This window comes from Paenarthrobacter sp. E2MeOHC11 (genome assembly GCF_058744955.1).
The window spans coordinates 2,705,685-2,717,436 of record NZ_CP196673.1; the positions used below are offsets into that span (position 1 = coordinate 2,705,685).

The 11,752-nt window shown below is 64.8% G+C and carries 10 protein-coding genes; 6 read left to right on the forward strand and 4 right to left on the reverse strand.

Going from position 1 to position 11,752, the window contains the following annotated elements; all coding sequences use genetic code 11:
- Positions 1–143: 143 nt before the first annotated feature.
- The 4 genes from ACSSVG_RS12695 to ACSSVG_RS12710 all read right to left on the reverse strand — a co-directional run bounded on the left by ACSSVG_RS12695 (position 144) and on the right by ACSSVG_RS12710 (position 5,508).
- Positions 144–1,172, reverse strand: coding sequence for a hypothetical protein (locus ACSSVG_RS12695; RefSeq protein WP_492419199.1), 1,029 nt, complete (start codon positions 1,170–1,172; stop codon positions 144–146).
- A 115-nt stretch (positions 1,173–1,287) separates the two neighbouring features.
- Positions 1,288–2,985, reverse strand: a complete 1,698-nt coding sequence (locus ACSSVG_RS12700; RefSeq protein ID WP_492415098.1) for a helicase HerA-like domain-containing protein — start codon at positions 2,983–2,985, stop codon at positions 1,288–1,290.
- 9 nt (positions 2,986–2,994) lie between these two features.
- Complete coding sequence (locus ACSSVG_RS12705; protein ID WP_492415099.1) at positions 2,995–3,513, reverse strand: GNAT family N-acetyltransferase; 519 nt, start codon at positions 3,511–3,513, stop codon at positions 2,995–2,997.
- A 57-nt stretch (positions 3,514–3,570) separates the two neighbouring features.
- Complete coding sequence (locus ACSSVG_RS12710) at positions 3,571–5,508, reverse strand: FAD/NAD(P)-binding protein (protein WP_492415100.1); 1,938 nt, start codon at positions 5,506–5,508, stop codon at positions 3,571–3,573.
- Between the two features lie 289 nt (positions 5,509–5,797).
- Here ACSSVG_RS12710 and ACSSVG_RS12715 point away from each other — a divergent pair, with 289 nt between their 5' ends.
- The 6 genes from ACSSVG_RS12715 to ACSSVG_RS12740 are packed head-to-tail and all read left to right on the forward strand — an operon-like array spanning position 5,798 to position 11,743.
- Complete coding sequence (locus ACSSVG_RS12715; RefSeq protein ID WP_200846924.1) at positions 5,798–6,763, forward strand: amino acid ABC transporter permease; 966 nt, start codon at positions 5,798–5,800, stop codon at positions 6,761–6,763.
- Positions 6,760–7,704 carry an amino acid ABC transporter ATP-binding protein gene (locus ACSSVG_RS12720; RefSeq protein WP_492415101.1) on the forward strand — a complete coding sequence of 315 codons (945 nt, stop codon included), beginning with the start codon at positions 6,760–6,762 and terminating at the stop codon, positions 7,702–7,704. The genes ACSSVG_RS12715 and ACSSVG_RS12720 overlap by 4 nt, the downstream gene beginning before the upstream one ends.
- Before the next feature lie 8 nt (positions 7,705–7,712).
- Positions 7,713–8,714: an ABC transporter substrate-binding protein gene (locus ACSSVG_RS12725; protein ID WP_231338449.1), complete on the forward strand. Its 1,002-nt coding sequence runs from the start codon at positions 7,713–7,715 to the stop codon at positions 8,712–8,714.
- Positions 8,711–9,877: an LLM class flavin-dependent oxidoreductase gene (locus ACSSVG_RS12730; protein ID WP_492415102.1), complete on the forward strand. Its 1,167-nt coding sequence runs from the start codon at positions 8,711–8,713 to the stop codon at positions 9,875–9,877. The genes ACSSVG_RS12725 and ACSSVG_RS12730 overlap by 4 nt, the downstream gene beginning before the upstream one ends.
- Positions 9,861–10,688 carry a DUF1684 domain-containing protein gene (locus ACSSVG_RS12735; protein WP_492415103.1) on the forward strand — a complete coding sequence of 276 codons (828 nt, stop codon included), beginning with the start codon at positions 9,861–9,863 and terminating at the stop codon, positions 10,686–10,688. Before ACSSVG_RS12730 ends, ACSSVG_RS12735 begins: the two co-directional genes overlap by 17 nt.
- Positions 10,685–11,743, forward strand: a complete 1,059-nt coding sequence (locus tag ACSSVG_RS12740) for an LLM class flavin-dependent oxidoreductase (RefSeq protein ID WP_492415104.1) — start codon at positions 10,685–10,687, stop codon at positions 11,741–11,743. Before ACSSVG_RS12735 ends, ACSSVG_RS12740 begins: the two co-directional genes overlap by 4 nt.
- Positions 11,744–11,752: the final 9 nt, after the last annotated feature.

Consider the following 11,752-nt stretch of genomic DNA (forward strand, 5'->3'; position numbering starts at 1 on the left):
TGCTCCTTCGGGGGACGGCCCGGGCCATTTTCGTGTCGACCTCGTGTGGCCCAGCCCGCCCGTGTGGCCCAGCCCGCCCGTGTGGCCCAGCCCGCTCGTGTGGCCCAGCCCGCCCGTGTGGCCCAGCCGTGTCGGCGGAAAGCTCAGAAGGTCAGCAGGGGAGTAACCGTCACGGTGTCGCTGCCCACGTCCAACTGGGTGGTGAAGCTGAAGTCGTGCTCCACGTTGAGGTCGTTGACGAACCCGCTGAACAGGTTGATCTCCCTGGCGGTCAGCGTGGCCTTGCCGTTGAGGGGAGCTACCACCCACTTGCCGCCAAAGGGTTCGATGGTGATTTTGGGGTACTCGGTGATGGCCCATTTGATGGTCCCGTCAACGACACGGGCATTGCTGGCGTGGTAGAACGGGCAATCCGGCTGGAGCCGCTGCTGCTCGGTGGCCTGGGCGGCGCAGTTGTCCAGGAACTCCCGGACCTTCCCTGCGACCGCCTCGTTCATGGACTTCGTGGAGCGGGTCTGCAGGTTCAAGGGTGCTTGGCCGCCGTCGCGCGTGGACACAAGGGCTGAGGCGGCAGGGGCTTCGAAGAATGTCCCGTTGAGGCTTGCTTCGTACTTGCCGGGGAAGAACACGGCGAAGGTATTGCGGCCGTTGGGCATGTTCACTGGGACGCCATTGAGGGTGGCTTCGCTGGCGTTGACCACGGTGACTTCAATGGTGGGCAGGGTGGTGGGCACGAACGCCCACTTCGCGAAGAACAACCACTGCGTCCCGGTCCGTTCCATCAGGAACTCGGTGTGGAGCTTACTGCCGTCCAAGGTGTAGTCAACGGGCACTGCGACGCGGTTGCTGCCGCGTGATTCAGGGTTTCCCACCTTGACGTCGGTCATCTTGGAAGCGGCGGTCTGCAGGGCTGTGCCATCGAGCATGGATGCGTTTGAGTTGGGCACTTTGGCGCGGAGGAGACCCAGCGCCTCTTCGCCCTCACCCTTCTGCAGCGCCGCCAAATACTCCTTGACGGGCTGTTGGGGACTGGCCACGGAAGAGCTCACCAGGTTGATGCAGACGATCGCCCCGGCGGCAGCAAGCATCAGACCGAGCAGCCACCCGGCTGCGGTCTTGACGAACGCTTGACTCAACTGCACGCCCTTTACGTTACCTGTCGCGGCAGCGATCACCGTGCATGAAGGCCGCGTTATGACGTATGTCCACCGATTGGAGAAGGCTCGACGGCGGGTGGCAGCAGGCCTTGCCGCCACCCGCCGTCGTGCTTTGGACAGCCAACCAGGACTAGCGGCGCCGCCGTGAGGAGGTGCCGAAGACGCCGCGCAGCAGGTCGCGGCCCAGCTGCGTGCCCATGGACCGGACCATGCTCTTGAGCCCTCCGCCCAGCGCCCCACCAAGGGCGCCGGCGATGTCACCGAACATGCCGTCCTGTTGCTGGGACGATTGCGGAGCGGGAGTTGGCGCCGGCGGCGCCGGGTAGGACTCAGGTGTGGAGGCTGGCCGCGAACTGGGGCGGCCGAGGATTTCCTCCTCGATGCGGCGGGCTTCGGCGTCGATGTCTGCCTGGGAGGAGCCGCCCGAAGCGGGCACTGGTGGCTGCCCCGGTGCAGCATCGCCCGTAGGGACGGCTGCCTGGCCGTTCAACTTCTCGTAGGCGGAAAGGTTGTCCACTGCGGTTCCGTATTTCACCAACAAAGAGGACGCGGCTACGGTGCTGAGAACCAGCTCGTCGGTGCTGGGACCCATCACGGACTCGGGTGCGCGGAGCCGGGTCAGAGCTACGGGCGTGGGCGCGCCTTTCTCGTTCATGACGGTGATGACGGCCTCGCCGATGCCGGCCGAGGTGAGCGTCTCCTCGAGGTCGTAGTCGCTGACCGGGAACGTGGAGACGGTGGCCTTCAGCGACTTGGCATCCTCGGGGGTGAAAGCGCGCAAGGCGTGCTGCACTCGGTTGGCGAGTTGGCCGAGGACATCGGCGGGAACATCCTTGGGGGTCTGGGTGACGAAGAATATGCCCACACCCTTGGAGCGGATGAGCCGCACCGTGGTGGTGATTGCTTCGAGGAAGGCCTTGGACGCGCCGTTGAACAGCAGGTGTGCCTCGTCCAGGAAAAACACGAGTTTGGGTTTGTCCAGGTCGCCGGCTTCGGGGAGGTCCTCGAAGAGATCCGCGAGGAGCCACATGAGGAACGTCGAGAACAGGAGCGGCTTGGTCTGCAGGGTGGGGAGCTCCAGGCAGCTGATCACACCGCGGCCATCCGGGGCTGTGCGGAGGAGCTCTGCGGTATCGAACTCGGGCTCACCGAAGAACTTCTCCATGCCCTGGGCTTCAAGGGTGACCAGCTCACGCAGGATCACCCCTGCGGTGGCTTTGGACAGCCCACCGAGGTTGGCGAGTTCGGCCTTGCCTTCGTCCGAGGTGAGGAACTGGATGACAGCTCGAAGGTCCTTGAGGTCGATGAGCTCCAGGTTGTTCTTGTCGGCGAAGTGGAAGATCAGCTGGAGGCTGGACTCCTGGGTGTCGTTGAGGTCCATGATGCGTGAGAGCAGGATGGGTCCAAAGGAGGTAATAGTGGCGCGGACCGGGATTCCGTGGCCGTCGCCGCCGAGGCTCAGGAACTCGACGGGGAAGTTTTTGGCCTGCCAGTCCTGCCCCAGCGCCGACGTGCGGGCAGTCAACTTCTCACTGCCAGTGGCCGGCGTCGCCAGTCCGGACAGATCACCCTTGATGTCCGCAAGGAAAACCGGAACACCCGCCGTCGAAAGCTGTTCGGCGATCATATGCAGCGTGACCGTCTTGCCGGTACCCGTGGCCCCGGCCACCAGTCCGTGCCGGTTCATCATGGCCAGTGGAAGCCTGACCTGCGCTTCCTTGTGGATCTCGCCGTCAACGATCGCGGCGCCGAGTTCGATGGTGGCACCCTCCAGGGCGTACCCCTGCTGGATGGTGGCGATTTTTTCGGCAGTGGATTTGTTGGCCATGCGCATAGCTTAGCTGTGCACGGCAAGATCCTTGCTGAACGCCAAATGCTTGATTTCCTCGGGGTCTGCGGCGAGGTCGAACAGCGCTTTGTAGCCTGTGGCCAGATACAGGTTCTTGGCCTCCGGCTGGCGCGGGCCAGTGGTGAGGTAGAGCTTCCGGTAGCCCCGCCGTCGGGCCTCATTCTCCAGTTCCGTCAGGACCAAGCGGGCCAGCCCGCGGCGTCGGTGGGCCGAGTGGGTCCAGATCCTTTTGAGCTCGGCTGTGTGGTCGTCATAGCGGCGGAACGCGCCGCCGGCCACGGACTCGCCGTTCTCCTGGATGATGACCAGCGCGCCGTGCGGGGCTTCGAATTCCTCTGCCGGGTACCTGTTCAGTTCCTCGGCTGCGCCCCCGGTGCCGAATAGGTTCCCGTAGCGGGTTTCGTATTCGACGGCGAGCTCGTCCAGGAGCGGACGGACGCGGGGATCGCGCATGGGCAGGCTGAGGACGGTAAGGCCCGACGTCGGTAGGGTTGGGGTGGTGGTCATGTCAGGCCTTTCGTAGGTGGAACCCAAGTAGGTAGCAGTTAATGCCGTTGTGAGGGCTCAAAACGGCATCAACTGCGACTCAGTTGGGCGGGCGGCAGCAACGGTGGACAGGATCCGGCGCGCTAGGGCGTCGTTCTCCCGGAAGGGTGCTGCGTTGGTGTTGGGACGGGCAAACGCCCCTGCGCCCCAGCCGGACGTCCACGGACCCACCGCGAACAAACCCTTCTGAGGAGTACCAACAGGGGAGAGTACCTCGTGATTCCCGGAGACCAGGAGTTTCCCGGTGGAGTGTGCGCCTTCGGAGGTGAGGAGCCGTTGTTCGGTGCCCCATCCGGCGTCGTGCAGGTCGGCCAGTGCGGGATTGGCGGAACGCTCCACGGAAGCGGACGGCAGCCGCGCCTCAATGTACGCGGCGGCGTCCACCACCACGGGGGACTGGAATGAGCCGGCTACGAACCGACCGAGGGAATCATCGGCACGGACCCACATGCCAGGACCGAGGAACTTCAGGAGCCCGGCCCTGTGCAGCGCCAGCATCTCGCGGAGGCGGTGCGACGGCGGTCCGGAGTCCACAAAGCTGAAGAAGCCGTGCCACCATCCGTGGATCGCCTGCTGGGAGCGTGCGTTGAGTCGCTCCTGCGGGACCAGCCGGCCGAGGTCCATGTAGACGAACAACAAAGCCGTAAAGAGGGCGAGGGTCTCGGAATGGTCCGGGCTTGTGCGGAGGTTGAGGTCGTTCTGGATGTACGCGGCAACGGAGCGCTGCACCGTGTCATGGTCGGCGAACGCGCAACCACTGAGCGGGTGGTCCAGTTTCTCGAGGTCCAGGCGCAAGGCAGGATCCGGTATGGAGAAGGCCGCCAGTTCTTCCCGGGCAGTGCTGTACCAATCAACGGCGTCAAAACGCGACTCGAAGCTGGTCCATGTTCCCAGAACCCGCGACGGGTATCCGGTGAACAGTTCCCGATAGTAGGCGTAGCCGGCATCCTTGGCGATCAGCGGCCACAGGTGCGTGCGGAAGTCGAGTTCCTGGTGCTCGGTGAGGAGCCCATCAACGGCCTCTGCGGTGAAGTATCGCGGACGGGCGACCGGCTCGCCGCGGAGAACGGAGGAGATCTTGGAGTGGAACGGCACGCCGCGCCGTGAACCGGCCCAGACCCGGGGTTCGGCGCCGGAGGGCACATAGTCCAGTTCGCCGTCGGGCCTTTCTTCGAAACGGCCGCCGCGGCCCTCGAACAGCAGCACCAGCAGGTCCACAAATGCCAGGCCCATGCCGGAGACGATCACGTCCTGGCCGGCCTGGAGGCCGGAGTAGTCAACGTCCGTGGTGTACGACGGCGGCGCGTGGAACCCGCCGTGCCGTGCAGCGAACTCACTGAGGCGGACGGATTCGGGGTCCGGCAGGGAATCGGTGTGGCCCACCGCGTACACCACGACGTCGGCAAGCACCTCGGCGCCGGACGCCAGCCGCACGCGGTGCGGACCGTCGTCGTGCCCGCCGCCGGACGCAGCTGAGACCGCGGTGGCCGTTTCGCGATGCACCGTCACCGTGACCTCAGGGCCGAGGGTGTTGACGGCCCGGCCGAAGAACCACTCAAGGTACTTGCTCTGGAGTTGCCGGGTGGGAAAGGACTCGGGCGTCAGGGAGCGAAGTTGCGCGAGAAGGTGCGGCTCCAGGGCAGGGACGTCCCGGATGGTGCCGTCCAACACGCCGGCGGCCCAGGTGGAGAGGCCTGGGCCTTCAACAGAGGGCCCATCGCAGGCCACCGAGGCGTCAGTGAACATGGTGACATCGGCGGCGGTGGAGTTGAGCAGCAGGCCGGGATCCTGGTCATATCGCCAGATCCTCCCGGAGCCGGGCTCATGAGGCTCGACGACGTGGATGTGCAGGGGGCCCTGAAACAATGCCGGGCGGTTGGCAGCAAGCCGTTCAAGGACGCCGGCCGTGCGCGGGCCGCCGCCAATGAAGGCGATGGCGGGAACTCGTGACGGCATGGGATCTCCTGAAACGGCAGTGGTTGGTGATGCCCAATCTAAGGACGAAGCAGGCCGCCGGTCGAGGCGGTGGTAACGGCCGTTCACCATGCGTCATGGAGCGTTAAGCCGCGCAAGATCCCGACTCATATGGCGGCTCATGAACGTGATTGTGACGCTGTGCGAACTCCTGCGAAGCCCCGCGAAGTCCAGTGAAGAAGTGCAAATTCCTGCCTTGCTGCCGGGTTTCGCGCGGCCCTAGATTGGCAGCCATCCGATAGGCAACAACCGATATGAAATGAGGTGGCGCATGAGTGCAATCGCACCGCCTGCCACGGCGGACACTGCACCGCCCACCCCGGATTACTCCGAGTACAAGCTGGTTCCGGCCCGGCACCCCTGGCGATGGGTGGGCACCGTGCTGGTTGCCGCCGGCGTCGCCGCCATTGCCTGGTCCCTGGTCACCAACCCCCGCTGGGAGTGGGGCGTGGTGGCCGAGTGGTTCACCGCCCAGTCGGTAGTCAACGGACTCATCGAGACCCTCAAGCTCACGGCCATCTCCGGTGTCCTGGGGTTCGTCCTCGGATTTATCCTTGCCCTCATGCGGCTGTCCGCTTCGCCACTGCTGGTCTCGGTTTCCTGGACGTTCTCCTGGATCTTCCGCTCCACGCCGCTGCTGGTCCAGCTCCTGCTTTGGTACAACCTGGGTTACCTGTACGAAAAGATCAGCCTCGGCATCCCGTTCACGGACGTCCGCTTCTTCGAGGCCCAGACCACCACGCTCATCAGCCAGTTCGCTGCAGCCGTCCTGGGCCTCACCCTGAACCAGGCAGCCTACTCCGCAGAAATCATCCGCGGCGGCATCCTCTCCGTGGACCAGGGCCAGCTGGAAGCTGCCTCGGCCCTGGGCATTCCGGCGTGGAAGCGTTCCACAAGGATCGTGCTGCCCCAAGCGATGCGCGCCATTTTGCCCAATGCGTTCAACGAGATCATCGGCTTGGTCAAGGGCACCTCGATCGTCTACGTCCTGGCCTACTCCGAGCTGTTCTACACGGTCCAAGTCATCTACAACCGGACCCAGCAGGTGCTGCCGCTCCTGCTCGTCGCCACGCTCTGGTACGTGGTGATCACCTCCGTGCTGAGCGTCTTCCAGTACTACATCGAACGCCACTTCTCCAAGGGCGCCCTCAGGACACTGCCGCTCACCCCGTTGCAGAAGGCCCGCAAGTTCTTCACCACCCACGTTGCCGCCACACCCACGAAGGAAACCCGATGACCACCGTCTTCTCTTCCTCCGAAGCGGCTGCCGCCGCGCACCTCGCAGAGGCCAAACTGGCCGAGGAACCGTCAGCTCCCCAAGGTGGTGCTCCCCAAGGTGGTGCTCCCCAGCGGGAACGCACGACGACGGCCCGACCCGCCGCTGCGGATACGAAAGTCACCCGCGGCCAGGTGGACATCACCAACGTCCGGAAGTCCTTCGGCGCCACCGAGGTGCTCAAGGGCGTCTCCTTGTCCGTTCGGCCGGGCGGCGTTGCCGTGATCGTCGGGCCTTCCGGTTCCGGTAAATCCACGCTCCTGCGCACCATCAACCACTTGGAAAAAGTCGACGGCGGTTACATCACCATCGATGGCGAACTGGTGGGTTACGAGGTCCGCGGGAACAAGCTCCACGAACTGCGTGAGAAAGACATCCTCAAGCAGCGCACCAACATCGGCATGGTGTTCCAAAGCTTCAACTTGTTCCCGCACCTCACCGCCCTGGAGAACGTCATTGAAGCGCCCATCGTGGCCCAAAAACGCTCCAAGGCAGAGGCCCGGAAGCGTGGGCTGGAACTGCTGGACCGGGTGGGCCTGAAGGACCGCGCCGATGCTTACCCCCGCCAGCTCTCCGGAGGCCAGCAGCAGCGGGTGGCGATAGCCCGGGCGCTGGCACTTGATCCCAAGATCCTGCTCTTCGACGAGCCCACCTCCGCGCTGGACCCTGAGCTCGTCAACGAGGTCCTGGACGTGATCCGGGAGCTCGCCAAGTCCGGCACAACGCTGATCATCGTGACCCACGAGATGGGCTTTGCCCGGGACGTTGCGGACACCGTGGTCTTCATGGACCAAGGCCAGATCGTCGAGTCCGGCACACCCCAGGACATCTTCGCCAACCCCCGCGAGGAACGCACCCGCAGCTTCTTCTCCAAAGTCATCGAACCAGCTTTCAACATCTAGGAAACCCCATGCTTCGCACCACCCGCGCTTTCGCCGCCACTTCCAAAACCAAGCTTTTGGCACTCGCTGTACTTCCCGCCGTCGTGCTTCCCGTGCTGGCCGGGTGCTCCGATCCCGGGGCATCGGCCGCCAAGCCCGAGTCGGAGGCTGCCAGGAATGGCATCGTCTACAACACCTCTGTCGACCAGAACCGGATCCGTGGCGAGAAAGACGCTGCCGCAGCGGGGGCCGTTCCGGCAGCCATCGCCAAGGACGGGAAACTGACGGTTGCTACCACTGCCGGTTCCATCCCGCTGTCCTTCCACGCCACGGACGATAAGACTCCCATTGGTGTGGAGGTGGACATTGCCCAGCTCGTGGCCGACAAACTGGGGTTGGAACTGGACCTCCAAGTGACGTCGTGGGAGAACTGGCCGCTCAAGACCCAGTCCGGCGACTTCGAAGCGGTGTTCTCCAACGTGGGTATCAACGCGGCCCGCGTGAAGCTGTTCGACTTCTCCACCTACCGTGCCGCGTACATGGGTTTCGAAGCGAAGAAGAGCTCCAACTACGACATCAAGGGCTCGGACGATATTTCCGGCCTGAAGATTTCCGTGGGCTCGGGCACCAACCAGGAGAAGATCCTGCTGGCGTGGAACAAGGAACTCGAAGAAAAGGGCAAGGCGCCGGCGACGCTGCAGTACTACTCCGCGGACGCCGACACCATCCTGGCTTTGTCCTCCGGCCGCACCGACCTGAACCTGGCGCCGTACCCGTCGGTCACCTACCGCGAGAACACCCGTGACGACCTCAAAGTAGTGGGCAAGGTCAATGCCGGCTGGCCGGCTGAAACGCTGGTCGCCGCCACGACGCTCAAGGGCAACGGATTGGCTCCGGCCATTACCGACGCGCTGAACTCCACCATCAAGGACGGCTCGTACGGCAAAGTCCTGGAACGCTGGGGCCTTTCCGAGGAAGCCTTAACGGAATCGAAGACTGTCACTGAAGCAACCTTTGGTGCCGGCAAATGAAGTTCCAGGTCTTGGACATCATTCCCCATGTGAAGAACCCGGTCACAGGGAAAATTGTCTCCACCGCTGACCGCCTGAACCAGGTGGTGGAGACAGCCCGGCGGGCGGAGGAGCTTGGCTATGACAGCTTCTCCGTGGGGGAACGCCACGCGGGCGAGTTCGTGTCGTCCTCTCCGACGACGGTCCTCGCCGCGATTGCCGCCGTCACCAGCCGCATCCGCCTGCAGACCGGTGTCACCGTGCTCTCCGTGCTGGATCCCGTGCGCGTGGCCGAGGACTACGCCACCATCGACCAACTGAGCCGTGGCCGACTGGAACTCGTGATCGGCAAGGGCAACGAGGTGCTCCAGTACCCCTTGTTTGGCCTGTCCCTGGACGAGCAATGGGAACTGCTCGCCGAGAAGTACGCGCTGCTGCGCACGCTGTGGCGCAAGGAAAGCGTCACCTGGTCCGGCCGCTTCAGGCCCGCCCTCACGGAGCCGACCACGACGACGCCACGCCCCTTCGCGGGGTCGCCGCGGATTTGGCACGGCTCGGCTACAACCCTGACCTCCGCTGCGCTCGCCGCCAAGTGGGGAGATCCGCTGTTCACGGCCAACGCTATCCAGCCGCGGGAGAACTACAAGGTCCTGATCGACCACTACCGCGAAGAGTACGAGCGCCACGGACATGATCCCCGGCACCAGTACCTCGGCTCGGGCAGCGGTGCCGGTGGAGTGTTCATCGCGGACACCACGCAGGAAGCTATCCGCCAGTACGGTCCGGTCTACGAAGGCCTGACTGCCGGCCGCAACGTTCCCGGCAACAACTCGCCGTTCCGCGACATCCAGCACGCAGTGGCGGAGGGGCCGGCATTGGTGGGCAGCCCGGAGCAGGTCATCGACAAGATCCTCAGCTACCACTCGCTGTACGGCCACGATCTTCAGTCAATCTCCCTGCCTACTACGCTGCCGTTCGAACAGCAGCTCGAGATCCTGGAACGCTTCGCGCTGGAAGTTATCCCGGCCATCCGGGCGGCGGCACCCAGCACGCTGTGGGCCGCCGGGGATCCCTTCGCGGGCCGACCCGAATTCGCCGGGGCAACCGAAGCCGACGCTGCAGCAACCGTCACAGCCGACCACGCATTGAACAGGAGTGATACCGCACATGTCTACGCACACTGAAACAGCACTCGAATCCTTCGACGAGGAATGGCAGGAGTGGCACGACGCCCACGAGCGGCACCGTGCCCACCCGCATGGCTTCCTCGCCGTGACCCACCTGCACTGGCTCAGCAGCGACGCAACCCGGCTGGAAGGCGCGCCGGGCACCTGGAGCGCGGATGCCGACGTCGTGCGTGTTGTCCTGGAACCGGGCGAAAGCCTGCAGCAGGACGGGGTGGAACTGAACAACGGCACTCCTGTGGAGCTTGGGCCGATCGAGGAACGTGGCGGGATCAACCTGGTCTCGGGCGACACCGTGATCGAGGTTGCCAAGCGCGGCGGCGAGTACATCGTTCGGCCACGGAACCCGTCGAATCCCTTGTTGCAGGAGTACCAGGGCACGCCCGCCTACACACCCAACGCGGCGTTTGCCGTGGCCGGGACGTTCGTACCTTTCGAGGCGCCCCGCCCCACCACCGTGGGTGCCGCCGTCGAGGGTATCCAGCACGTGTACGAAGCTCCCGGTGAGATCCGCTTCAAGCTGGCCGGCGAGGAACTGGCGCTGACCGCGTTCAACGGCCACGCTCCTGGTTCCCTGTCGGTGCTGTTCACGGACCAGACCTCCGGCAAGACCACGTACGCCGCCAACCGCTCCCTGTCCGTGGTCCCGGCCGCTGATGGCTCGGTTGAGCTCGACTTCAATCGGGCCGTGAACCTGCCGTGCGCCTATACCGACCTCGCTACCTGCCCACTCCCGCCGGCTGAAAATCGGCTGACCGTGGCCATCGAAGCCGGCGAAAAGATCCCCTACGAACGTCAGGACCAGAAGTGAGTTCCCCTCAAGACAACAAGACCGGGTTCCTGGCCATTGAACTCGATGGTGCCGGGTACCAGAACCTTGCCCGCGCTGTCCTCGCAGCCGAGTCCGCCGGTTTCCACGCGGCAACCTTCACGGACACTCCGGAAGCCGGACGGACCAACGCCCTGCAGCGCGCAGCCTTTGCCGGCCCCGTCACCCGTACCATCGCCGTGGTCCCCGAGGTGGACACCGTCTACACGGAACCGTTCCACGTCTCCACGCAGCTCGCCAGCCTGGACTACGTATCCGGTGGCCGGGCCGGGTGGATCGTGACCGCCGCCGAGTCGGCCGAGGCCGCTGCCGCCGTCGGACGTTCTTCGGTTGAAGGTGCCGCGCTGGCCCAGGAGGCTGCCGCGTCCATCGAGGTCGGGCGCCGTTTGTGGGACTCCTGGGAGGACGACGCCGTGATCCGCGACGTCGCCACCGGCCGGTACATCGACGTGGACAAGCTGCACTACGCGGATTTCGAAACGCCCTCTGATTTTGCAGGTTCCGGGTATTCCGTGAAGGGCCCCTCCATTATTCCGAGGCCCCTGCAGGGACAGTTGCCGGTGATCGCTGCTGCATCCTTGGTAGGCGATGGTTTGGTTCCGGCCGACGCCGTGGATGCTGTCCTGGTGTCCGCGCCCACGCCCGAACTGCTCGCTGCCGAGGTTCGTGACGTGCGTGCCCGCCTGGGTGCTTCCGTGGCAGTTGTTGCGGAGCTCGACGTCGTCCTGGACTCGCGCGGCGAAGCTGCAGCCTCGCGATCCTTGTCCGATGCGGAAACTGGACGGGCGCGGTTTGTCGGCTCTGCCGAGCGTCTCACCGACCTTCTCGATGCACTGCTCCAGGAGGCCGACGGCGTTCGCCTCCACCCTGATGTTCTGGATGCCGGGTTGGACGAACTGTCACGGCTTGTCCTGCCGGAACTTCGTCGCCGCGGTTCCCTTCGGGCGCCCATCCAGGACGGCACGTTCCGCGACCTGCTGGGCCTCGGACCGGCGGAGAACCGCTATGCAACCACCGCTTCCGGCGCAGGAAAGTAAAGGGAACAT

What these genes read in the sequence shown, in the direction of transcription:
- ACSSVG_RS12700 (WP_492415098.1), bottom strand. Translation starts at nt 2,985, where the DNA reads ATGGCCAACAAATCCACTGCCGAAAAAATCGCCACCATCCAGCAGGGG.
- ACSSVG_RS12705 (WP_492415099.1), bottom strand. Translation starts at nt 3,513, where the DNA reads ATGACCACCACCCCAACCCTACCGACGTCGGGCCTTACCGTCCTCAGC.
- ACSSVG_RS12710 (WP_492415100.1), bottom strand. Translation starts at nt 5,508, where the DNA reads ATGCCGTCACGAGTTCCCGCCATCGCCTTCATTGGCGGCGGCCCGCGC.
- ACSSVG_RS12715 (WP_200846924.1), top strand. Translation starts at nt 5,798, where the DNA reads ATGAGTGCAATCGCACCGCCTGCCACGGCGGACACTGCACCGCCCACC.
- ACSSVG_RS12720 (WP_492415101.1), top strand. Translation starts at nt 6,760, where the DNA reads ATGACCACCGTCTTCTCTTCCTCCGAAGCGGCTGCCGCCGCGCACCTC.
- ACSSVG_RS12725 (WP_231338449.1), top strand. Translation starts at nt 7,713, where the DNA reads ATGCTTCGCACCACCCGCGCTTTCGCCGCCACTTCCAAAACCAAGCTT.
- ACSSVG_RS12730 (WP_492415102.1), top strand. Translation starts at nt 8,711, where the DNA reads ATGAAGTTCCAGGTCTTGGACATCATTCCCCATGTGAAGAACCCGGTC.
- ACSSVG_RS12735 (WP_492415103.1), top strand. Translation starts at nt 9,861, where the DNA reads ATGTCTACGCACACTGAAACAGCACTCGAATCCTTCGACGAGGAATGG.